This is a genomic window from Micromonospora sp. CNZ309, from assembly GCF_002846525.1.
On record NZ_PJNG01000001.1, the window covers coordinates 1,866,750 to 1,889,670 of the forward strand.

21 protein-coding genes are annotated in these 22,921 nt (G+C 71.8%); 13 read left to right on the forward strand and 8 right to left on the reverse strand.

Annotated elements, in window-relative coordinates; translation table 11 throughout:
- Positions 1-7: 7 nt before the first annotated feature.
- The 3 genes from abc-f to CLT72_RS07455 form a co-directional block, all read right to left on the reverse strand.
- A complete protein-coding gene (gene abc-f / locus CLT72_RS07445; protein WP_101410274.1) occupies positions 8-1,657 on the reverse strand; it encodes a ribosomal protection-like ABC-F family protein in 1,650 nt (549 codons plus the stop codon).
- A 227-nt stretch (positions 1,658-1,884) separates the two neighbouring features.
- Complete coding sequence (locus CLT72_RS07450; RefSeq protein WP_101410276.1) at positions 1,885-2,976, reverse strand: SRPBCC family protein; 1,092 nt, start codon at positions 2,974-2,976, stop codon at positions 1,885-1,887.
- A 120-nt stretch (positions 2,977-3,096) separates the two neighbouring features.
- Positions 3,097-4,296: an RtcB family protein gene (locus CLT72_RS07455; RefSeq protein WP_101410278.1), complete on the reverse strand. Its 1,200-nt coding sequence runs from the start codon at positions 4,294-4,296 to the stop codon at positions 3,097-3,099.
- Positions 4,297-4,829: 533 nt separating this feature from the next.
- On the opposite strand from CLT72_RS07455, the gene CLT72_RS07460 reads away from it, so the two are divergent.
- From CLT72_RS07460 to CLT72_RS07475, 4 genes are read left to right on the forward strand one after another with little or no spacing between them, the layout of a single operon-like run.
- Complete coding sequence (locus CLT72_RS07460) at positions 4,830-5,276, forward strand: helix-turn-helix domain-containing protein (protein ID WP_358168692.1); 447 nt, start codon at positions 4,830-4,832, stop codon at positions 5,274-5,276.
- Entirely contained in the window at positions 5,269-5,670 is a 402-nt protein-coding gene (locus CLT72_RS07465) for a DUF4180 domain-containing protein (protein ID WP_101410282.1), read from the forward strand. The genes CLT72_RS07460 and CLT72_RS07465 overlap by 8 nt, the downstream gene beginning before the upstream one ends.
- 43 nt (positions 5,671-5,713) lie before the next feature.
- A complete protein-coding gene (locus CLT72_RS07470; RefSeq protein ID WP_199184509.1) occupies positions 5,714-6,904 on the forward strand; it encodes a spore photoproduct lyase family protein in 1,191 nt (396 codons plus the stop codon).
- Positions 6,905-6,926: 22 nt separating this feature from the next.
- The gene (locus CLT72_RS07475) at positions 6,927-7,709 is read left to right on the forward strand and encodes an alpha/beta hydrolase (protein ID WP_101410284.1); all 783 of its coding nucleotides are present in this window, start codon (positions 6,927-6,929) and stop codon (positions 7,707-7,709) included.
- Positions 7,710-7,740: 31 nt separating this feature from the next.
- Here CLT72_RS07475 and CLT72_RS07480 read toward each other — a convergent pair whose 3' ends face one another.
- Positions 7,741-8,331, reverse strand: a complete 591-nt coding sequence (locus CLT72_RS07480) for a DinB family protein (RefSeq protein ID WP_199184510.1) — start codon at positions 8,329-8,331, stop codon at positions 7,741-7,743.
- Positions 8,332-8,596: 265 nt separating this feature from the next.
- Between CLT72_RS07480 and CLT72_RS07485 the strand changes: the two genes are divergently transcribed.
- The 5 genes from CLT72_RS07485 (at position 8,597) to CLT72_RS07505 (ending at position 13,421) form a co-directional block, all read left to right on the forward strand.
- Complete coding sequence (locus tag CLT72_RS07485; protein WP_101410286.1) at positions 8,597-9,646, forward strand: dipeptidase; 1,050 nt, start codon at positions 8,597-8,599, stop codon at positions 9,644-9,646.
- Between the two features lie 38 nt (positions 9,647-9,684).
- Positions 9,685-11,295 carry an ABC transporter substrate-binding protein gene (locus CLT72_RS07490; RefSeq protein WP_101410288.1) on the forward strand — a complete coding sequence of 537 codons (1,611 nt, stop codon included), beginning with the start codon at positions 9,685-9,687 and terminating at the stop codon, positions 11,293-11,295.
- A 67-nt stretch (positions 11,296-11,362) separates the two neighbouring features.
- Positions 11,363-12,235, forward strand: coding sequence for a tetratricopeptide repeat protein (locus CLT72_RS07495; RefSeq protein WP_101410290.1), 873 nt, complete (start codon positions 11,363-11,365; stop codon positions 12,233-12,235).
- A 5-nt stretch (positions 12,236-12,240) separates the two neighbouring features.
- The gene (locus CLT72_RS07500) at positions 12,241-12,444 is read left to right on the forward strand and encodes a tautomerase family protein (RefSeq protein WP_089000078.1); all 204 of its coding nucleotides are present in this window, start codon (positions 12,241-12,243) and stop codon (positions 12,442-12,444) included.
- Complete coding sequence (locus tag CLT72_RS07505; RefSeq protein WP_101410292.1) at positions 12,441-13,421, forward strand: D-2-hydroxyacid dehydrogenase; 981 nt, start codon at positions 12,441-12,443, stop codon at positions 13,419-13,421. Before CLT72_RS07500 ends, CLT72_RS07505 begins: the two co-directional genes overlap by 4 nt.
- Before the next feature lie 220 nt (positions 13,422-13,641).
- Here CLT72_RS07505 and CLT72_RS07510 read toward each other — a convergent pair whose 3' ends face one another.
- The 4 genes from CLT72_RS07510 to CLT72_RS07525 form a co-directional block, all read right to left on the reverse strand.
- Positions 13,642-15,777: a thiamine pyrophosphate-dependent enzyme gene (locus tag CLT72_RS07510; RefSeq protein WP_486484367.1), complete on the reverse strand. Its 2,136-nt coding sequence runs from the start codon at positions 15,775-15,777 to the stop codon at positions 13,642-13,644.
- Between the two features lie 80 nt (positions 15,778-15,857).
- Positions 15,858-16,778, reverse strand: coding sequence for an ABC transporter permease (locus tag CLT72_RS07515; protein WP_250102418.1), 921 nt, complete (start codon positions 16,776-16,778; stop codon positions 15,858-15,860).
- A complete protein-coding gene (gene nikB / locus CLT72_RS07520) occupies positions 16,768-17,715 on the reverse strand; it encodes a nickel ABC transporter permease (protein ID WP_250102417.1) in 948 nt (315 codons plus the stop codon). The genes CLT72_RS07515 and nikB overlap by 11 nt, the downstream gene beginning before the upstream one ends.
- 21 nt (positions 17,716-17,736) lie before the next feature.
- Positions 17,737-18,267: an Lrp/AsnC family transcriptional regulator gene (locus CLT72_RS07525; protein ID WP_101410296.1), complete on the reverse strand. Its 531-nt coding sequence runs from the start codon at positions 18,265-18,267 to the stop codon at positions 17,737-17,739.
- 128 nt (positions 18,268-18,395) lie between these two features.
- Between CLT72_RS07525 and CLT72_RS07530 the strand changes: the two genes are divergently transcribed.
- The 4 genes from CLT72_RS07530 to CLT72_RS07545 are packed head-to-tail and all read left to right on the forward strand — an operon-like array spanning position 18,396 to position 22,879.
- Positions 18,396-19,442 carry an ABC transporter ATP-binding protein gene (locus tag CLT72_RS07530; RefSeq protein WP_101415010.1) on the forward strand — a complete coding sequence of 349 codons (1,047 nt, stop codon included), beginning with the start codon at positions 18,396-18,398 and terminating at the stop codon, positions 19,440-19,442.
- Positions 19,439-20,485, forward strand: a complete 1,047-nt coding sequence (locus CLT72_RS07535; protein WP_101410298.1) for an oligopeptide/dipeptide ABC transporter ATP-binding protein — start codon at positions 19,439-19,441, stop codon at positions 20,483-20,485. Before CLT72_RS07530 ends, CLT72_RS07535 begins: the two co-directional genes overlap by 4 nt.
- Positions 20,482-21,918: an aldehyde dehydrogenase family protein gene (locus tag CLT72_RS07540; RefSeq protein WP_199184511.1), complete on the forward strand. Its 1,437-nt coding sequence runs from the start codon at positions 20,482-20,484 to the stop codon at positions 21,916-21,918. Before CLT72_RS07535 ends, CLT72_RS07540 begins: the two co-directional genes overlap by 4 nt.
- A gap of 7 nt (positions 21,919-21,925) precedes the next feature.
- Positions 21,926-22,879 carry a hydroxyacid dehydrogenase gene (locus CLT72_RS07545; protein ID WP_101410300.1) on the forward strand — a complete coding sequence of 318 codons (954 nt, stop codon included), beginning with the start codon at positions 21,926-21,928 and terminating at the stop codon, positions 22,877-22,879.
- Positions 22,880-22,921 lie beyond the last annotated feature (42 nt).

Consider the following 22,921-nt stretch of genomic DNA (forward strand, 5'->3'; position numbering starts at 1 on the left):
CCCCCGGTCACGACTCCGCTGCCACGCCGGCGGGGGCGCCGGTCTCCCGCAGCCGGCCGTCGGCGAGCCGCAGCCAGCGGTCCACGCCGATCGACGCGAGGAACCGCGCGTCGTGGCTGACCACCACGAACGCGCCCTCGTACGCGTCGAGCGCGCTCTCCAACTGCGCGACGCTGACCAGGTCCAGGTTGTTGGTCGGCTCGTCCAGCAGGAGCAACTGCGGTGCCGGCTCGGCGAACAGCACGCAGGCCAGGGTGGCGCGCAGTCGCTCACCACCGGAGAGCGCCCCGACCGGAAGGTGGGCACGGGGGCCCCGGAACAGGAAGCGGGCGAGCAGGGTCATCCGCTGCGCCTCCGGCGTCGTCGGGGCGTACGCGGCCAGGCTCTCCGCCACCGTGCGCTCGGGATCGAGCAGGTCCAACCGCTGCGACAGGTACGCGATGCGGCCGTCGGCCCGCCTGGTGCGGCCCCCTTCCGGCTGCACGTCGCCGGTGAGCAGGCGCAGCAGGGTGGACTTGCCGGCGCCGTTCGGGCCGGTGAGCGCGATCCGCTCGGGTCCCCGGATCGTCAGCTCCAGCCCGTCGCCGGCGAAGAGGGCACGCCCGCCGTAGCGCACCTGCATCCCCTCGCCCTCGAAGACCGTACGCCCGGCCGGAACGTTCGTGCCCGGAAGCTCCAGCGTGATCCGCTGCTCCTCGCGCAGGGCCCGACCCGCCTGGTCGAGCCGGGCCTTGGCGTCGCCGACCCGCGCGGCGTGCGTCTCGTTCGCGCGGCCCGCCGACTCCTGCGCGCTCCGCTTCATCCCACCGGCGACGATCCTCGGCAGGCCGGCGCTCTTGAGGTTGCGGGCGGCGTTGCCGGCCCGGCGCTCGGCCCGCTCGCGGGCCTGCTGCATCTCCCGCTTCTCCCGCTTGACCTCCTGTTCGGCGTGGCGGACGTTCTTCTCCGCGACCTCCCGCTCGGCGCGCACCGCCTCCTCGTACGCGGTGTAGTTCCCGCCGTAGGAGCGCATCTCGGCGCGGTCGAGTTCGAGGATGCGGTCCATCCCGTCCAGCAACGCCCGGTCGTGGCTGACCAGCAGCAGGCAACCGGTCCAGTCCGCCAGTACGGCGTGCAACGTGCGGCGGGCGTCGAGGTCCAGGTTGTTGGTGGGCTCGTCGAGGAGCAGGACGTCGGGGCGCCGCAGCAGTTGCGCCGCCAGGCCGAGGGAGACCACCTGCCCGCCGCTGAGGGTGTGCAGCCGGCGGTCGAGGGACACGTCGTCGAGGCCGAGGCGGTCCAGTTGGGCGCGGGTGCGCTCCTCGACGTCCCAGTCGGTGCCGATGGTGGTGAAGTGCTCCTCGTCGGCGTCCCCGGACTCGATGGCGCGCAGCGCGGCGAGGACCGGCGCGACACCCATGACCTCGGCAACCGTCAGGTCGCCGGTCAGCGGGAGGCTCTGCGGCAGGTAGCCGAGCACGCCGTCGACGGTCACGGAGCCGCCCGTGGGCCGGCACTCGCCGGCGATCAGCCGGAGCAGCGTGGTCTTGCCGGCGCCGTTGGGCGCGACGAGGCCGGTACGGCCGGCGCCCACGGTGAACGACAGCCCCTCGAAGACCGGGGTGTCGTCCGGCCAGGAGAAGGAGAGGCGCGAGCAGACAATGGAGGGTTGGGACATGGGGGGACCTCTTGCGGTGACGTGGGCGCGCCCGGCGCCCGGGAGAGACGGGATGCGGCAACGACGCCCTGGGCCCTCGGCGGCGGTCGAACGCCTGCCGGTGGCCGGGCACCATCCGGTGTCACCCGGAGATGTCGTCGTCACCCGCCATGTCTGGTCTCCCTGTCCCGATCACTGCCGCCCATCCTAACAGCGCCTGCCCGACGCGACAGGTACGCGCTACGGCGTCAGAGACCCGCGCAGGGCGTGCCGCCCAGCGCGCAGTCCTCGGGCGCCCTGGTGAGCGGGTCGACGTCACGGACCGCGAACGTGAACGTCCGGGAGCGACCGGCCGGCACGGACGGCCCGCTGAAGGTGACGACCTGCCCCTCCTGCCGCCAGTCGGCCCCGCTGACGTCGGTGAGCGAGCCGCCCTCGGCCAGCGTGACGACCACCTTCCAGCCGTTCACCGGCGCGCCGCCGGGATTGTCGACGACCACCTCGCCCGTGTAGCCGAGCAGCCGTGTCGACACGGTCTCGTAGCGGGCGGTCAGGGCGGGCGCCGACGGCGCGCCCGAGCTGGGCGTACGCGACGGCGTGGCCGAGGGGGTCGCCGACGGCGTGCGGCTCGGGCGGGACGGGCTCGGTGAGGCGCTGCGCGTGGGGCGGGCGGAGGGCGTCGGCTGCGGCGTACGGCTCGGGGTGGCCGTGGCGGTCGGCGACGGTGCCGGAGCCGGGCCGGCGACCGGCTCCGGGTCGGCGGGCAGCACGGCCCACACCGCCGCCCCGGCGACCAGCACGACGCCGACCAGCCCGCCGACCAGCAGCGGCCAGCGGCGGCGGGCCGGGGCCGGCTCGTCGTCGACGCCCTCGGTCACGGGCATCTCGGCGGTCATCCCCGCCTCGCCCCGACGCAGGTCGACCTGCCGGAAGGCCAGCCAGTCGAGGATCGCCGGCAGTCGCCCCGTCAGCGCCTGCCGATAGGACTCCTCGCGGCCCTCGCGCTGTTCCTCGGCCCAACCGCCGTGCTCCAGCACCTCGCGCACCGACAGCCGGCAGCCCTCGGCGGTGGGGGCGACGACACAGGTCAGCCGGCTGCGTCGGCCGCCCTCGAGGCACCGCAACGCGATCAGCTCCGGCTCCCGCCGGTCGGTCACCTCCGCGTCGACGGCGGCGTCGAACCCGGGCAGACCCGCCGTGAACAGCAGCAGCCGGTCGCGCTCCCCGGCCATCGGCTCGACCTCGGTGAACCACCGGGCGAGCAGGGCGCGATCCGTCAATGCGTGCCACACCCGGTCCGCCGGGTGGAACAGGTCGACCTGTACGTCGATCTCGGTCACGGCGAGACTCTACGGGTATCGATCGGGGGCCGACCCGGACGGGGGGATCCCCACCGGACGCCGGCCGCGCCGCCGGGCCGTACGACCGGCGCCCGCCCCCGTCCGGGCGCCGGTCGCCGCTCAGCCCTTCACGCAGACCACCTGCTTGAGGTGCGCGACCACCTCGACCAGGTCCTCCTGCTGCGCCATCACCTGGGTGATGTCCTTGTACGCGCCGGGGATCTCGTCGACCACGCCGGCGTCCTTGCGGCACTCCACGCCGGCCGTCTGCGCGGCCAGGTCGGCGGTGCTGTACGTGCGCTTCGCCTGCGCCCGCGACATGCGCCGCCCCGCCCCGTGCGAGGCGGAGCAGTACGCGTCCGGGTTGCCCTTGCCCCGCACGACGTACGAGCCGGTGCCCATCGAGCCCGGGATGACGCCCAGGTCCCCCCGGCCGGCCCGGATCGCCCCCTTGCGGGTGACCAGCACGTCGACGCCGTCGTAGCTCTCCTCCGCCACGTAGTTGTGGTGGCAGCTGATCGGCTCGTCGTAGCCGACGTGCGGGAACTGCTCCCGTACCACCCCGCAGAGCAGGGCGAGCATGACCGCCCGGTTGCGCCGCGCGTACTCCTGCGCCCACCACAGGTCCCGGCGGTAGGCGTCCATCTCCGGCGTGCCGGCGAGGAACACCGCGAGGTCGCGGTCGGGCAGGTCGGTGTTGTGCGGCAGCCGCCGGGCGACGGCGATGTGCCGCTCCGCCAACTCCTTGCCGATGTTACGGGAGCCGGAGTGCAGCATCAGCCACACCCGTCCGTCGTCGGCGCCGCCCTGCTCCAGGCAGACCTCGATGAAGTGGTTGCCGCCGCCGAGCGTGCCCATCTGCCGCTGGGCCCGCGTCTCCAGCTGCGCCACCCGCCGGTCGAGGTCGGCGAACCGGCGCCAGAAGTCGTCCCAGCCGGCCTGCTCCAGGCCACGGACCCGGCGCGGGTCGACCGGCTTCTCCCGCTGGTTGAACCCGACCGGGATGGTGGCCTCGATCGCCGAGCGCAGCCCCGCCAGGTCGTCGGGGAGGTCGGCGGCGGTCAGCGAGGTGCGCACCGCCGACATGCCGCAGCCGATGTCGACGCCGACCGCCGCCGGCGAGACGGCCTGCCGCATCGCGATGACCGAGCCGACCGTGGCGCCCTTGCCGAAGTGCACGTCCGGCATGACCGCGACGCCCTGCACCCAGGGCAGCGCACCGATGTTGCGCAGCTGCTGGGCGGCCTGCGGCTCGATGGCGTACGGGTCGGTCCAGACCCGTACCGGCGCGCGGGTGCCCGCGAGCGGGGTGTAGCTCATCGTCGTCTCCTCGTGTCGTCGGCTGGTCGTCGCCGCAACGGCGGGACCGGAAGGGATCGACGGCCGCCCGGGAGTCGAACCCGGTGGGAGTGGCTGCTCGGCCTCTCCCCGCGCCCGGCGCGCGGCCGGCCCGAAGGGCGGGGCCCGACGGGTGCGGCGGTCGACCTGGTTCGCACCGGGTGGACGAAAGAGCCGCCCGTTCCCCGGTGGGGTGGGCGGCTGCGCGTACGCGTCGGCGCTAGCCGCGCCACCGCCCCTGTAGCCGCCCCTGTAGCCGCCCCTGTTCGGGGCGGCACCGCCCGCGGGCCCGTCCGCCTGTGGACAGCGCGGCCCCACCACGCGGCGTCGGCCACGTGGCGTCGGTGCGGGTGCGCTGCGACACGGCGTACTCCCCTGGGTGGTTCGGTTGACCTTGCGCCGACGACGGTAGGCGGGCCGTGGGGGCGGCGCAATGGATATTCGGGGACACATGTACCCGGCGGAGAGGATAAGAACTTCCCTAACCTTCCCTGTTAGGGCTAGGTTGGGTACCGATGAGTGAGGAAATGTTCTCGGTGGAGCAGGTGGCCGAGCGGTTGGGACTGCACGTGCGCACCGTGCGCGGCTACATCCGCGCCGGTCGGCTCAGGGCGGTGCGGATCGGCAAGCAGTACCGGATCGCCCGCGCCGACCTCGACGCGCTGACCGGCCGGCCGGCGCCCGCCGGCGGCGCGGCGGTGGAGGTGTCGAGCATCCTGCAGATCGACGGCGTCGACCGGGCCGCGGCCGACCGGCTGGCCACGCTCGTCCTGGCCACGGCGAACACCAACCACCAGCCCGCACACCCGCTGCGCATCCAGACCGTCCACGACGAGGAGCGAAACCGCATGAAGATCGTGATACTGGGCGGCGCCTCGGCCACCGCCGACGTGCTGCGTCTCGTCGACGCCGTGCTCGACGGCGACAACGGCCTGCTCACCGGGGAGGTTGGCGGTGCCTGACGTCATCCAGGAGCGGGCCGGGGTGCCGGTGCTGGTGTGCGACCCGGACGGTCCCCCCGTGACCACCGAGCAGGACGCGCTGGACCTGATCGGCGCGGCCTTCCTCGGCGCCCAACTGGTGGCCGTGCCGGCGAGCCGGCTCGACCCCTCGTTCTTCGCCCTCGGCACCCGCTTCGCCGGCGAGATCATGCAGAAGTTCGTCAACTACCGCATCCGCCTGGTCGTCGTCGGCGACATCGCCGCGCATCTCGCGTCCAGCTCGGCCCTGCGCGCCCTCGTCCACGAGTCGAACCGGTCCGGGCACGTGTGGTTCGTCCCCGACCTCGACGCCCTCGACGCCCGACTGGCGCCGGCGGCGGGGCGCGGGCCGGACGGGGCACCGACGCGCGGCTGACCACCCCGGGGTTGCCGGCCGGCGGGGCGGGTAACCGGCGCGGATGAGACCCGGGGCGGAGCCCGTGGACGTCGACGAGCCGCTGGCCGTCGACGTACCGCCCGCGCCGCACGACGCCAGCGGCGAACGCGTGCCGACCCGCGACCTGGCCGGGCTCGCACCGGCGGCGCGCCCGGCGCGGCGGTGGACGCCGCGCCGGGTGGTCGCCACGCCGGCCGCACTCGACCATCCGCACGGCCGGCGGATCGCCGAGCGGGTCGAGGCCCTGGGCATCGAGGTCGAGCGGCTGCGCGCCAACCGGCTCACCGGCGTCCGGGGCGACACGGAACGGCAGACGTACGCGCGGGCGAAGGCGACCATGGCGATCGTGGTCAGCCCGCCGGCGCGCCGCAGGCTGCAACCCATCGCGCCCAGCGCCGACTGGCGCTTCGACCTGGCGGAGGGCTGCCCCGCCCACTGCCAGTACTGCTACCTGGCCGGCTCGCTGTCGGGACCGCCGGTGACGCGGGTCTACGCCGACCTGGACGACATCCTCGCCGGCCTGGCCGACTACGCCGGGCGGGGCACGGTGACCAGCCGCAGCACCGCGCGGGCCGGCGAGGGCACCACCTTCGAGGCGTCCTGCTACACCGATCCGCTGGCCCTGGAGCACCTCACCGGCAGCTGGCGGCGGGCCGTGGAGCACTTCGCCGGCTGGGACGCCCCGGTGCAGCTGCGCTGGACCACCAAGTACGCCGACGTCGACACGTTCGTCGGGCTGCCGCACGCCGGCCGCACCCGCGTGCGGTTCAGTGTCAACTGCCGCCCGGTCAGCGAGCGGATGGAGGGCGGCACCGCCACGGTCGCGGACCGGCTGTCGGGACTGCGTCGGCTCGCCCTCGACGGCTACCCCGTGGGCCTGACCATCGCGCCGATCATGCCGCTGCCCGGCTGGCGTGAGCACTACGGCGAGCTGCTCGAAGCGGTGGCCGGCGCCGTCGCCGGGGTGCGCGGGCTCGACCTGACCGCCGAGCTGATCACCCACCGCTTCACCCCGGGCAGCAGGGAGGTGCTGCTCGGCTGGTACCCACGTACCCGCCTGGAGATGGACGAGTCCGCCCGCACCCGCAGGTACGGCAGGTTCGGCGCGGTGAAGTACGTCTACCCGCGCGACACCATGGCGGAGCTGCGCTCCTGGTTCGAGCGCGAGCTGGCGGCCCGGCTGCCGGCCTGCCGGGTCCTGTACTGGACCTGACGATCCGCTACGGTCGACGACCGTGGCCCTGACGCGTGTCGACTTCTACTCCGAGGTGCTCGGTCTCAGCACCTCGATGACGGTGATCCTGCCCCAGCGGACCACCACGCAGATCGGCATGTCCGGCAGCGCCGGGCAGGGCGACCCACCCGTGCTCTACCTGCTGCACGGCCTGTCCGACGACGACACGATCTGGCTGCGCCGCACCTCGATCGAGCGGTACGTGGCGCCGCTCGGCCTGGCCGTGGTGATGCCGCAGGTCGGGCGCAGCTTCTACGCCGACGAGGAGCACGGTAACCGGTACTGGACCTTCCTCACCGAGGAGCTGCCCCGGCTGTGCCACGGGTTCTTCCGGCTCTCCGCGCGCCGGGAGGACACCTTCGTCGCCGGGCTCTCGATGGGTGGCTACGGCGCGCTGAAGTGGGCGCTGCGCGAGCCGGGCCGCTTCGCGGCCGCGGCGAGCCTCTCCGGCGCGCTCGACGTGGCCGCCCGCCGCCACGCCACGACCGCGCCCCTCGACCCCGCCGTCTGGCACACCGCCTTCGGCGAGCGCACCGTCGCGGGCAGCGACGACGACCTCCTCGCCCTGCTCGGCAGGGCCACGGGCGACGACCTGCCCGCGCTGCGCGTCGCCTGCGGCACCGAGGACTTCCTGTACGAGGACAACCTGACCTTCGTCTCGGCGGCCCGCGAGCGGGGCGTGCCGCTCACCGTGGACTTCTCCCCCGGCGCGCACGACTGGGCGTACTGGGACGCGAAGATCCAGGACGTGCTGGCCTGGCTGCCGCTGCGCGCCGGCGGCTGAGCGCACGCCGGGCGCGGGTGCCGCCGCCGGCTCAGGCGCCGACGGCGCCGTCGATGCCCTCGCGCAGCAGGTCGGCGTGACCGTTGTGTCGGGCGTACTCGTGGATCAGGTGCAGCATCACCAGCCGCAGGGACACGTCCTCGCCGGACCTGGCGTGGCGGCCGGTCACGTCGAGCGACTCGGCGGCGCGCTCGATACGGCGGGAGTGCGCCACCTCCCGCTGCCAGGCGTCGAAGGCGTCGGCGCGGGTGGCGCCGCTCGCGTCGTACGCCACCTGGAAGTCGCCGGAGTCCGACCAGACCAGCGGCACGTCCTCGCCGTCGATGGTGCGGCGGAACCAGGCCCGCTCCACCTCCGCCATGTGCCGGACCAGGCCGAGCAGCGACAGGGTGGACGGGGGCATCGACCGCCGGCGCAGGTCCTCGTCGGACAGGCCGTCGCACTTCATCGCGAGGGTCGCCCGGTGGTAGTCGAGGAAGGCGCGCAGCATCTCGCGCTCGTCCCCCGTGACGGGCGGCCCGATCCGTTCGGTGGCCACGGTCCACTCCCCCTCGCGTGACGGCACGTCCGCCGTCCGCCGGTCGCTCGGCTCCGCGACGGGACCCCGCCGCAGGGTGATCATGCCGGACGTCGGTGGGACGCCGTACGCGGCCCGCCGTCCTCCGACCCGCAGGTCCCGGCCGGACGCGCCACGATCCCGTGATCAGGCCAGGAGCAGGAGGTCGTCCTGTTTGTCCGGTAGCGCTCCTGTAGAACGACTCGCGACCCGTCAATACGACGAAATTCGTCGCTCAGAGCCGATTATTTGACGAGTTAGCCAGGATCTATGGACATGAACCGCCGGCACTCGTAGGGTCTCACCATCTTCCGATGATCCTGGAGATGACGTGAACACTGCCACCACGGAAATTCCCGCCAACTTGGCGACCGACCTCCACGCCGCCGCCACCGTGGTGGACGGGAGCACGGTCATCGAGCTCAGCGACGCCCACCTCGACCGGATCCGGCGAGGCGGCGTCACCGCTGTCAACCACACCGTCACCAGGCCGTACGCGGACACGGTCACCGCCCTGCGGGAGGTGAACCGCTGCCGCAGGTGGATCGACGAACACTCCGACGACGTGCTGCTCGCGCTGACCGTCGCCGACATCGAGCGGGCCAAGGCCGAGGGCAAGGAAGCCGTCATCTTCGGCCCGCAGGACACCGAGATGATCGGCGTCGATCTCGACCTGCTCGGCACCTTCTACGATCTCGGCGTCCGCATCCTGCAACTGACCTACCAGCGGCAGAACCTGCTCGGCGCCGGCTGCGGCGAGGAGACCGACTCGGGTCTGACGCACCGGGGTCGCCGCTTCGTCCAGGCGATGGACGAGCTGGGCATCCTGGTCGACGTCTCGCACTGTGGCGAGCGCACCGGCCTGGACGCCATGGAGGCGTCCGCCAAGCCGGTCGTCGTCACCCATTCCTTCTGCGACGCGATGTCGCCGCACATCCGGGCCAAGTCCGACGGATACCTGCGCAGCCTCGCCGAGCAGGGCGGCGTCATGGGCATCACCACCTTGTCAGGTTTCCTGTACTACCCGGAGGACCCGTCCCGGCGTCCGGATCTCGCCCGCTTCGTCGAGCACGTCAGCCGCGTGGTGGAGGTGGCCGGCATCGACCACGTCGCGATCGCCACCGACTACGACGAGACGTGGACCGAGCCGATGCGGATCGCGCAGTTGGAGTCCATCGCCCGGTCGAAGTCCAAGGAGCACCAGAACCTCCTCGGCGACTTCGGCTGGACCGAGCGCCGGGCGATCGGGATGGACGACGCCGCGGACTTCCCCAACTTCACCGAGGCGCTGTTGAACGGCGGCTTCTCGCCGGCTGACGTGACCAAGATCCTCGGCGGCAACTGGCTCCGGGTCTACGGACAGACGTGGAAACCGGCCTGACCTGTAAGTGCTGATCGTGATACCAGCCAAGGAGACCCATGCGAACTCGTGTTTTGACCAAGGTGCTGGCAGTGGGCGTCATCTCGGCGCTCGCCGCCGGCTGCGGAGGCGGTGAGCCTCCGTCCAAGAACAGCGGCAGCAGCTCCAACGACGGCCTGAGCGGCAACGTCCGCCTTCAGGACGAGTCGCAGCCGGCAGGCACCCCGAAGTCCGGCGGTCGGCTCCGGGTCATGATCCGGCTGGACGCGAACGAACTCGACCCGCACCGCATGTCGGAGACCTCGGCCTTCGTCATCAACGAGCAGATCTACGAGTCGCTGGTGCAGTCGTACCGGGGCGAGATCAAGCCGGCCATCGCGGAGTCGTGGACGCAGAGCACCGACGGCCTGTCGGTGACGTTCAAGCTGCGCGACAACGCCGTCTTCCACAGCGGGCGCAAGGTGACCGCGGCGGACGTGAAGTACTCGATCGAACGGATCAAGGACCCGGCGACCCGGGCGCCACGGGCCCGTAGCTACGAGGGCATCACCTCGGTCACGGCGCTGGACGAACGTACCGTCGAGATGAAGCTGGCCAAGCCGAACGCCGCGATCCTGACCCTGCTCTCCACCGCCGCCTCGTCGATCGTGGACCGCACGGTGGCCGAGGCGGGCGGCCTCAACGGCAGCGTCGACGGCGGCAGCGGCCCCTTCAAGATGGCCTCGCGGGTCACCGGCCAGGCCATCAAGCTCGACAAGCACGCCCAGTACTGGGAGCCGGGCGTCCCCTACCTCGACGGGATGGACTTCACGTTCAACCCGGACGACAACGCCCGTGCCGCAGCGGTACGCAGCGGCACCGTCGACTTCCTCTGGCGTCCCGCGCCCGAGTTCATCGACGCGCTCAAGCGCGACGAGAAGCTCAAGTGGTACGGCGGCTCCGGGTCGCTCTCGCTGCACCTGCGGCTCAACACCTCCAAGGCCCCGTACGACAACGTGAAGGTCCGGCAGGCCATCTTCCTCGCGCTCGACCGCCAGGAGATCCTCAACGTGGCCAACTCCGGCTTCGGGACCGCGCTCAACGCCGGATACCTGCCGCCGGACCGGTTCGGCGCGGTGCAGGAGCCGATCTACGGCAAGGCCGACGTCGAGAAGGCCAAGGCGTTGCTGGCCGAGGCCGGGTATCCGAACGGCTTCGAGGCCAAGCTCATGGTCATCGCCACGTCGGCGTTCCAGGTGCGCTCGGCCGAGGTGGAGCAGCAGCAGCTCGCCAAGATCGGCATCAAGGTGACCATCGAGTCGGTCGAGTCGACCATCGCCGACACGAAGACGAAGTCCGCCGACTTCGACATGTACCAGTCCGGCTTCGGTCTGACCTACGACCCGGACGAGCGGTTCACCGCCAGCTTCCTCTCCGGCGGCGGCCTGAACTACGGCAACTGGAGCGACCAGGAGTACGAGAACCTCGTCGTGCAGGCCCGCTCGGAGATGGACAAGGACAAGCGCGCCGCGCTCTACCAGCAGGCCGAGAAGATCCTGGCCGATCGCGGGCCGGTGGCCATGACCTTCCTGAACGCGGACTTCGACGTGGTGCAGAAGGACGTCATGGGATACCAGGGCGACCCGACACCGACGTACCGCTTCTACCGGCACATCTGGCTCGACCGCTGACGCCGTGGCGGGGACGCCGGCCTCCCGGCGCCCCCGCCACCCCCGCAGGACGACGAAAGGCAGGCCCATGACGGCTGTACCGCTGACCGACCGCTACGTCATCGCAGCCCGGCTCAAGGGCTATCTCAACAAGCACGGCGAGTCGGTGGCGCTGCTGACCGAGGCGCTCGAACTGGAGCCGGGCAGCGCACGCCTGCTGCGCTTCCGTGGGCACCGGCGCATCTCGATCGGCGACTACGCCGGCGCCATCGCCGACCTGCGCGCCGCAGCCGACCAGCTGCCCGGCGTCGAGGACGAGTACGAGATGTACCAGCCCGAGGTGGAGAAGGACGTCGTCAGCCTGATCCTCGGCCGGCCCGAGCAGGTACGCCCGCAGCACCTCACCGACACCATGGCCGCCCAGGACCCGCAGGCCCTCGGCCGGTACAACACGACGCTGCACGCCGGCATCTGGTACCACCTCGGGGTCGCCCAGTACCTGAGCGGCGACTTCGAGGGCTGCCTGCCCAGCTTCCGCGCGGCCGAGGAGTCCTCGCGGCACCAGGAGGGCACCGTGGCGTCGCAGGACTGGCAGTACATGGCGTTGCGCCGCCTCGGCCGGCCGGCCGAGGCCGAGGAGGTGCTCGACCGGTTCCGCACGATCGCCCTGGTCCAGGAGGACCACCTGGTCGGCTACGAGGGCCGGATGCAGCTCTACACGGGCGACATCACCCCGGAGCAGCTGTGGGCCATGTGTGACGGCAACGACCTGAAGACCGTCACTCAGGGCTACGGTCTGGGCAACTGGCACTACTACCAGGGCGACATCGAGAAGGCCCGCGAGGTCTTCGACGGGGTGCTGCGGACCGGTGTCACGCACGCCTTCGCCTACCTCGCGGTCAAGGCCGAGTACGCCAACAATCCCGACTTCGCCGCGGCGGCGACGACAAAGGAGAACTGAGGACGATGGCAATCATCCGTGCCGAGATCGGCAAGCGTGACCAGGAGACCAAGAACGCGATCATCGCCGAGCTGACCGACGTGCTGGTCAAGTACGGCTCCCCGCGGGAGAACACCCACGTCCTGCTGTACGAGGTCTCGTACGACAACTGGGCCAAGGGCGGCCTGACCTACAACGAGCGGAAGAAGCAGGCGCAGGAGTCGTCATGACCGTCGCCACCGGGGGACCCCACGTCCTGATCACGCCGAACCTGGCCGAGCTGCTGCCACAGCTGCGCGAGCGCTATCCCCAGTGCCGGTTCACGTCGGTGCCGGAGGACGAGCCGGTACGCGCGGAGTACCTCGACGCCGAGGTGATCCTGCGCAGCGCGATGAACGAGGACACCTTCGACGAACTGCTCAGCAAGTGCGACGGCCTGCGCTGGGTCCAGATCACCGCCGCCGGGTTCGACTGGGTGGGCGGCGACATCATGCGCCGCCGCCTCGACGAGGGGCTGGTCTACACCCGCTCCGGGAACTCGTACAACGTGCCGATCGCCGAGTACGTCATCGGTGCGGTGCTGCTGCACCAGCGGGCGTTTCCCGAACTGCGCGAGGCCCAGGAGCGCCGGGAGTGGGTGCGCATCGTCGGCCGGGACCTCATCGGCAGCACCATGCTGGTCTTCGGCACCGGCGGGATCGGGCGCGAGGTGGCCTGGCGCGCCCGGGCCCTGGGCGTCACCGTGATCGGGGTCAACCGGGCGGGTACGCCCGCCGAGGGCTTCGACCGGGTGGTCTCGTTCGCCGACCACCTCGCGCTGCTGCCCGAGGCCGACTCCGTGGTGCTGGCCATGCCACTGACCAGGGAGAACCGGTACTTCTTCGACGCCGAGCGCTTCGCGGCGATGAAGGAGACCGGCATCCTGGTCAACGTCGGGCGGGGTGCGCTGGTCGTCGAGGACGCCCTCGTCGACGCCATGCGGCAGGGCCGCATCGCCGGTGCCGTGCTCGACGTGTTCGAGGAGGAGCCGCTGCCCCCGGAGCACCGGTTGTGGGGGCTGCCCCGCACGACGGTCACCCCGCACACGTCGTTCCGGGGTTCGGGCAACCTGCAACGGCTCTACGCGGACTTCTGCGCCAACTTCGACCTGTACCTGGCCGGTGAGCCGTTGACCGGCACGAAGCGTCAGCCCGAGCTGGGGTACTGAGCGACCCGCCCGCGTCGTGAGGGCGGCGGAGCACCTGGATACGGGTGCTCCGCCGCCCTCACGTCGTGCCCGGCCGCTGCCGACCGGGGACGGACGCGGCGCCTGATGTCGTCAACGACTCAGCTCGACAGGGCGGACACGCCGTACGCGTCCCGCAGACGCGCCGGCGGCCCACCCGGTCGATCGGGTGGGCCGCCGGCGGCCTGCGTCCTGCCGGGGATCACCCGAGCAACGAGCGGGCCGCCGCCAGCACGTCGTCCTCGCCCAGCAGCACCTGGTCGGCGGCCGGGCCAAGGGGGACGTAGCTGTCGACGCTGTTGACGCGCGAGATCCGGCCGGTGAAGCCGCGGTCGACCAGCGCGGCCACCACCGCCTCGGAGACGCCGCCACTGGTGCGGCTCTCGTCGACGACGAGCACCCGCGAGATCCCGGCGAGCGCGGCGCGCAGGCTCACGGCCGGCAGCGGCGCCAGCCACTGCAGATCGATGACCCGGGTGCTGACCTGTCGTTCCCGGGCCAGCGTCGCGGCCACCCGCAGGCTCATCGGAACGCCGTTGCCGAAGGTGACCAACGCCAGGTCCGTGCCCTCGCACACCGTCCGCACCTGGCCGAGCGGGTTCTCCGTCGCCGCCCAGTCGGCCGGCGCCGGATAGTCGGCGAGCCAGCCGCCGTCGCCGTCGGTGTGCAGGTCACGGCGGTGGTAGAGCGCGATCGGCTCCAGGAAGACACACACCCGCCCCTCCTGCTCGGCCAGGGCGAGACACTGGCGCAGCAGGGCGGGGGCGGTGGCCGGGTGTGCGGCGACCGCGAAGGCCAGCCCGGGGATGTCCCGCAGCACCGCCACCGAGTTGTCGTTGTGGAAGTGCCCGCCGAACCCCTTCTGGTAGGCCAGGCCGGCGATCCGTACCACCATGCCGTTGGAGTACTGCCCGTCGGAGAAGAAACGCAGCGACGCGGCCTCACCGCGCAGCTGGTCCTCCGCGTTGTGCAGGTAGGCCAGGTACTGGATCTCCGGGATCGGCAGCGTGCCGGCCAGGGCCCCGCCGAGCGCCACCCCGAGGATGGTCTGTTCGTCGAGGAGGGTGTCGAAGACCCGGCTGGCCCCGAAGACCTTCCGCAGCCCCCGGGTGACGCCGTAGACGCCGCCCTTGCGCGCCACGTCCTCGCCGAAGACCTGAGCCTGCGGCCAGGTCAGCAGCGCGTCGTGCAGGGCGGCATTGATCGACTGGGCCAGGGTGAGCGGGCCGCGGGACTCGGGGGGCCTGCCGCCGAACGCCCTCTCCCGCCCGGCAGCGGCGCGGCGCGCGGCAGCGCTGACCCGGTCCACCCGCCGGGCGGTCAACGGTGCGGTCACCGCCGCCGGGTCGTCCAGTCGCCCGACCCGGCCCAGCATCAGCTCGGCCTGCTCCATCACCCGCTTGCGGCAATGCTCGTAGCGGTCGAGGGTCTCGGCCGGGCCGAGCATCCCGCGCCGCGCGAGCAGGGCCGCGGTCGCCAGGATCGGATCGCGGGCGTGGTCGGCGAGGATCTCCGCGCGGGTGCGGTAGGCCAGTTCGGCGTCGGAACCGGCGTGGCCCATGAACCGTACGGTGCTCAGGTGCAGCACGGCGGGCCGGCGCCGGGTACGTACCTGATGCGCCACGTCGGCCGCGGTGGCCAGCAGGCCGGCGGGGTCGGTGCCGTCGGCGTACGCGTAGTCGATGCCGGGCAGGGCCGACAGCATCCGGCGCACCCAGCCCCGCGGGGAACGGGTGCTGATGCCGATGCCGTTGTCCTCGCAGACGAACAGCAGCGGTGCCGGGATGCCCTGGTGGGCGCTGTAGCCCACGGCGTTGAGGGCGCCGGCCGCCGTGGAGTGGTTGGCCGAGGCGTCGCCGAAGCTGCACACCACCACGGCGTCGGCCGGGTATCCGGTGTCGGTGGCGCCCCGGTCGAGCGCGAACGCCAGGCCCATGGCCCGCGGCAGGTGGGAGGCGATCGTCGACGTCTGCGGGATGACGTTCAGGTCCCGGTGGCCGAAGACCTTGTGCCGACCACCGGAGATCGGGTCCTGCCGGGACGCCGCCGCCGAGTGCAGCACGTCCGCGATCGGCGTGGAGCCGGCGACCTGACCGGCCCGCGCGGCGTAGAAGCCGCCGGAACGGTAGTGCAGCAGGGCGGGATCGGTCGGGCGCAGCGCCAGCGCGACGGCGGCGTTGCTCTCGTGCCCGCTGGAGCCGATCGTGTAGAACCCCTCCTGCTGGGCCTGCAACCAGCGCAGCGCGAGGTCGAGGTGCCGGCTCTGGATCTGGGCGTCGAGGTAGTCCAGCGCCAGGCCGGGGTCCACGTCGACGTCCGGGGAGGTCTGCTCGGGCAGTGGCTGACCCGCGGACCACTCGGTGAGGCGGCGGACGAGGTGCTCGTCGATGGATTCCACGCGGTTGTGCTCCTTGCGGGTCAGCGACTGGAGCGGCCCCGCAACCGCGGGTCCAGAACGTCGCGAAGGGTGTCGCCCAGGAGGTTGAAACCGAGAACGGCGATCATGATGCAGACCCCGGGTACGACCGACGGCCAGATCGACATCTCCATGAAGGACTTGCCGTTGGAGAGCATCGAGCCCCAGGACGGTTGGGGCGGCTGCACACCGAGCCCGAGGTAGCCCAGGGACGCCTCGATCAGGATCGCGTAGGCGATGCTCGTGGTGAACTGCACCGCGATCGGGGCGACCGAGTTGGGCAGGATGTACTTGAGGATGAGCCGGGTGTTGCTCAGCCCGACCGCCTGGCCCGACTCGACGTACGGCTCCCGGCGCACCGACATCGCGGTGCCGCGCACGATCCGGGCGAAGCTGGGGATGAAGACGATGACCAGGGCCAGGACGAGGTTCTCCGTGCCCGGCCCGCGGGCGGCCACGACCGCGAGGGCCAGCAGCAGGGTGGGGAAGGAGAACATGATGTCGGTCGCCGGGGTGATGATCGCGTCGAGTACGCCCCGGTAGAAGCCGGCGAGCAGCCCCAGCAGGACGCCGATGGCCCCGGCGCAGGTCACCACGATCAGGCTCACCGTCAGCGAGGTGCGCGCGCCGTAGAGCGCCCGGCTGAGCAGGTCGCGCCCGGCCTCGTCGGCGCCGAGCGGGAAGTCGCCGCCGGGCGGGGCGAGCCGCTGGTCGGACATCGCGGTCGGGTCGTACGGGGAGATCAGCGGGGCCAACGCGGCGGCTGCGATCATCAGCACCACGATGACCAGCCCGACCAGGCCGACCTTGTCACGCGCCAGCAACCTCAGCAGGTGCCCGCCACGGCGCCCGACGGACTTCGGGGAGGCGCCCTGCTGCTTGCCGCGACGTTGGCGGCGGCCGGGAACGACTTCAGTGACCACTGCGCAACCTCGGATCCAGGTAGGTGTAGAGCAGGTCGACGAGGAGGTTGACCACGACGTAGAAGAAGGCCAGGAAGAGCAGGGTCCCCTGGACGACGGGGTAGTCACGCTGGCTGATCCCGCGGATGACCATCGTGCCGAGCCCCGGCCAGGCGAAGACCTGTTCCACGATGACCGTGCCGCCCAGCAACGCCCCGGCCTGGATGCCCAGCACGGTCACCACCGGGATCAGCGAGTTGCGCAGGGCGTGCCGGACCATGACCCCGCGTTCGCCCAGCCCCTTGGCGCGGGCCGTGCGGACGTAGTCCTGGTTGAGCACCTCCAGCATGCTGGACCGGGTCATCCGCATGCTGATCGCCGCGAGGCTGGCGCCGAGGGTGACCGAGGGGAGGACGAGGTACTTCAGGCTGCCCAGGAAGCCCTCGCCCTCCCCCGCGCCCTGTGACGGCAGCCAGCCCAGCGAGACCGAGAAGATGTACACCAACAGGATGCCGAGCCAGAAGTTCGGCAGCGACAGCCCGATCAGCGACGCGACCCGGGTGCTGGCGTCGAGCAGGCCGTTGCGCTTGGTGGCGCTGAGCACACCGAGCGGGATCGAGATGAGGATCGAGACCAGCAGCGCCGACACGGCCAGCAACAGCGTGGACGGGAAGCGCTGCATGATCTCTTCGAGCACCGGCTGACCGGTGCGCATCGAGGTGCCGAGGTCGCCTTGCAGGAGGGCGCCCAACCACCGCACGAACTGTTCGTACACGGGCATGTCCAGCCCGAAGTAGCGGCGCATCTCCGCCTCGATCGCGGGGTCGCCGAAGTCCTGCCCCATGATCGAGCTGATCACGTCGCCGGGGATCATGCGGATCACCAGGAACGAGATCACCGAGATCCCGAACAGGACCGGAATAACCGATACAAGGCGGATCAGCGTGATGCGCAGCATGTCTTGCCTCTTTCGGTCTGGTCAGACTTCAGAACCGGGCGCGCCAGGATCCGAGCTCGCGTCCCAGGCGGACTCCTCGTCGCCGGTGACAGCGATGTCGCGGGCCCACTCGTGCGCACGCTTGGCGACCCGCAGCACCATCACCGAGCGGCTCTCCATCACCCCGTCGAGGTGGCCCAGGCGCTCCGTCCAGAACCGGCGCATGGCGTTGCTGGAGGCGAAGTAGCCGACGGCGATGACGTCGAACTGCCCGGTCACGTGGTAGACGTACGCGATCTCGGGCATGCCCGCGAGCTTGTCGATGAGCTGTTCGGTGCTGCCCGGCGCACTCTGGATCTCGAAGAGTGTGTGCACCGGACGCCCCATGAACGCGGCGCTGGGAATCGCGGCGAACTGCAACTGCCCGTCCGCGATCAACCTTTCCATCCGTCGTCGGACCGACCCTTCCGACAGGCCGACCTTGGCGGCGAGCGCCACGTTCGTCTGTCGCGGGTCCTGGACGAGTTCCCGGATGATGCTGCGATCTTTTTCGATCGAGCTCTTGGATGCCAACGTTGCTCCAACTTCACTTGGTGGCGGTATTCGTCGCTGCCGGGAGCCTAGACGACGAACATCGTCTGTGCAACACTCCTGGTTGACGAATGGCGACGTTCAAGCGTCCAGACTGCGGGGTGGGTTCGATGGCCTTGTTGGAGGTGCGGGACCTGCGTACCGAATTCCGTGCGGCACGGGGTTCGGTGACGGCGGTCGACGGGGTCTCGTTCACCGTCGACGCCGGCGAGACGGTGGCACTGGTGGGCGAGTCCGGCTGCGGAAAGTCGGCCACCGCGCAGTCCATCATGGGCCTGATCGTGCCGCCGGCCGGGCAGGTGACCGGCGGACAGGTCCTCTTCGAAGGAAGGGACCTGGTGCGCCTGCGCCCTCGCGAGCTGCGGGCCGTCCGCGGCAAGGGCATCTCGATGATCTTCCAGGACCCGATGACCTCGCTGAACCCGGTGCTGACCGTGGGGAAGCAACTCACCGAGACCCTGGAGCTGCACCTTGGACTCAGCCGCAGGGCTGCGCGTACGCGAGCCGTCGAGCTGCTGGAGATGGTGCGCATCCCGGCCGCGGAGACCCGGTTGAGTTCCTATCCGCACCAACTTTCCGGCGGCATGCGGCAACGCGTGATGATCGCGATGGCCCTTTCCTGCCAACCCCGGCTGATCCTCGCCGACGAGATCACCACCGCCCTCGACGTGACCATCCAGGCGCAGATCCTGGAGCTGCTGCGGGAGCTGGCCCGGGAGACCCGGACCGCCGTCCTGCTCATCACCCACGACCTCGGGGTGGTGGCCGGCATGGCGGAACGGGTCAACGTGATGTACGCCGGGCAGATCGTGGAGCGGGCCGAGACGGTCGACCTGTTCCACCGTCCGCAGATGCCCTACACCTGGGGGCTGCTGGGGTCGGTGCCCCGGCTGGACCTCGTCCGTGGCGGCAAGCTGCGACCGATCGCCGGGCGCCCGCCGGAGCTGTCGGAGATGCCCCCCGGCTGCCGGTTCGCGCCCCGCTGCGCGCACGCCCGGGAGACGTGCCAGGGCCGCGCACCCGACCTCATCACGACGTGGGAGAAGCCGGACCGGGGTCAGCTGACCCGCTGCTGGGGCATGCGACCGGAAAGCGAGGGCGGCTGGCTCTCCACCCAGGACCGGCACCCCTATCTCTCGACAGAGGAGAGCTCATGACCGAATCCCCTGTCGCCGCTTCCGAGCACGCCCTGCTGCGGGTGCGCGACCTGGCGGTCGACTTCAAGGTGCCCGCGCGTGGCAAGCTGCGCCCGGCCCGCCTGCGCGCCGTGTCCGGCGTGGACCTCGACGTCCGGCGTGGCGAGATCATCGGAGTCGTGGGTGAGTCCGGCTGCGGCAAGTCCACCACCGGTCGGGCGATCCTCCAGCTCCTCAAGCCCACCAGCGGAACGGTGACCTTCGACGGCACCGAGCTGACCACCCTGGGCCGGGGCCGGATGCGGGCGATGCGCCGCCGGATGCAGATGATCTTCCAGGACCCGTACGCGTCGCTGAACCCGCGCATGACCATCGGCGAACTCATCGAGGAGCCGCTGCTCGTGCACGCCGACCTCTCCGCCGCCGGACGACGGGCCAAGGCGGTGGACACCATGCAACTGGTCGGGCTCAGCGAGCAGTGGCACGACCGCTATCCGCACGAGTTCTCCGGCGGCCAGCGACAACGGGTGGGCATCGCGCGGGCGCTGGTCAGCAACCCGGACTTCATCGTCGCCGACGAGCCGGTCTCCGCGCTCGACGTCTCGGTCCAGGCCCAGATCGTCAACCTGCTCGAACAACTGCAGGAGGAGCTGGGCCTGACGATGATGTTCATCGCCCACGACCTGGCCGTCGTGCGGCACCTCTGCGACCGCATCGCCGTGATGTACCTCGGCACCGTCGTCGAGGTGGGCGAGTGCGAGGACATGTACCGCAGGCCGCAGCATCCCTACACCAAGGCGTTGTTGTCGGCGGTGCCGATCCCCGATCCGCTGGTCGAGACCGAGCGCCAGCGCGTGATCCTCACCGGAGACGTGCCGAGCCCGCTCAGCCCGCCCAGCGGATGCCGCTTCCGCACCCGGTGCTGGAAGGCGCAGGAGATCTGCGCGGCGCAGGAGCCGGTGCTCACGACGGCAGCCGGCAGCGGCCACCAGGTCGCCTGCCACTTCCCCGAGGAGCCCGGCCCGATGGACCAGACCCTCGCCGCCGCGGCCGGTGGCCGATGAGCGTGCCCGTGCATCTCAACCTCGTCGACGGCGGGTGGGTCGACGGGGAACGCCGGTCCAACGGCAACCCCGCCCGCCCCGGCGAGATCGTCAGCGAGTACGCCGTGGCCGACCGGGACACCGCCCGCGCGGCGATCGAGGCCGCCCGCCGTGCGCAGCCCGGCTGGGCCAGCCAACCCGTCGGGTCCCGCATGGCAGTCCTGGACGACATCGGCACCACCATCCTGCGCCGCACCGAGGAACTCGCGGTCCTGCTCTCGCGGGAGGAGGGCAAGCTGCTCAGCGAGGCGCGCGGAGAGGTCACCCGCGCCGGCCAGACCTTCCGCTACTACGCCCACCAGTTGCTGCAACCGCAGGGCGAGGTCTACGCCTCCACCCGCCCCGGCGTCCACGCCGAGGTCCGGCGCCGCCCGCTGGGCGTGGTCGGGATCATCACACCCTGGAACTACCCCCTCGCCATCCCGGCCTGGAAGGTCGCGCCCGCGCTCGCCTACGGCAACGCGGTCGTGCTCAAACCCGCCGAGCTGGTCACCGCCTCGGCCGGGGAACTCGCCCGGATCATCGCCGGATCCGCGCTGCCGCCCGGCGTGTTCAACCTCGTCATGGGCGCCGGGCGGGTCGTCGGCGAGGAGCTGCTGACCTCGACCGGGATCGACGGCGTCTCCTTCACCGGAGGCACCGGCACCGGCGGCCACGTGGCACGGCAGTGCCTCGCGCACGGCAACAAGCGGTTCCAGTTGGAGATGGGTGGCAAGAACCCCCTCGTCGTGCTCGACGACGCCGATCTGGAGGTCGCGGTGCGCTGCGCCCTGGACGGCAGCTTCTTCAGCACCGGCCAGCGCTGTACGGCGTCGAGCCGGCTGATCGTGCAGGCGGGCATCCACGACCGGTTCGTCGACGCGCTGGCCGCGGCGGCCGGCGCGCTGCGGGTCGGCGACCCGCTCGACCCCCGCAGCGAGCTGGGTCCGGTGGTGAGCCCCGAACAGCTCGCCCAGAACCTCGACTACGTCCGGATCGGGCGCGACGAGGGCGCGAGGGTGGTGGCCGGCGGGACGCACCAGCCGGACGGGGGCCAGTTCATGCGGCCCACCCTCTTCGCGGGCGCACGCAACGACATGCGGTTGGCCCGGGAGGAGATCTTCGGCCCGGTCTCCTGCGTGATCGAGGTCGACGACCTCGACGAGGCGATCAGCGTCGCCGGCGACACCGACTACGGGCTCTCCGCCGGCATCGTGACCACGTCGCTGTCGGCGGCCGAGCGGTTCAAACGCGACGCCCGCGCCGGCATCGTCTCGGTCAACCTGCCCACCGCCGGCACCGAGCTGCACCTGCCCTTCGGCGGCACCGGCGCCTCCAACCACGGGCCTCGGGAGCAGGGCGGCTACGCGCGGGACTTCTACTCCGTACCGGTGACCTGCTACACCGGCTGGTGAGGACGCCATGACACCGAAGATCCTGCTCACCGAGCCGATCGCCACGCCCGGCATGGAGCTGCTGCGGGCAGCGGGCGAGGTGCACGTCGCCCACGCCACCGACCCGGCGACACTCGCCGGGCCACTGACCACCGCCGACGCCCTCGTGGTGCGCTCCTCACCGGTGACTGCCGGCATGCTCGAAGCGGGCCGCCGGCTCAGGGTCGTCGGCCGCCACGGCGCCGGGCTGGACGGCATCGACCTCGCCGCCGCAGACCGCCTGGGCATCCCGGTGGTCGGCACGCCGGGCGCCAACGCCGAATCGGTCGCCGAGTTCGTCATCCTGGCCGCCCTCACCCTCGCCCGGCAGGCGCCGTCGGCCGCCGCGTCGTTGACCCGGGGTGCCTTCCCGGCCGGCCGGTCGCTGCCGTCCGCGGTCGTCGCGGCCGGGCTCACCGGGACCATGCTGGCCGGCCGCACGCTGGGCCTCGTCGGGCTCGGCGCGATCGGCCGGGGCGTCGCGGCCCGTGCCCAGGGCCTGGGCATGAACGTGATCGGGTACGACGTCGCGACGGCCACCCCGCCCCCGGGGGTACGCCTCGTCGCGCTGGACGACCTGCTGCGCGAGGCCGACGTGGTGAGCCTGCACGTGCCCCAGACCCCGCAGACGACCGGCCTGATCGGTGCCGCCGCGCTGGCCCGGATGCGGCCGGACGCACTGCTGGTCAACACCGCGCGGGCCGGCGTCGTGGACAGCGGGGCCGTACTCGCCGCGCTCGACGCCGGGCGGCTGCGGGGCTACGCGGTGGACGTCTTCGCGCCCGAGCCGCCCCGCCCCGACGATCCGCTCCTGCACCATCGGAGGGTCTTCGCCACCCCGCACATGGCGGCGATGACCCACGACGCGCTGGACGCGATGGCCGTCGCCGTCGCGCGTAGCGTGATCGCGCACCTGCAAGCCCCGGGAGGAACCCAACCGTGACCCTGTCCATCCCCTCGCCCGCGCTCGCGTACTTCGGCGTCG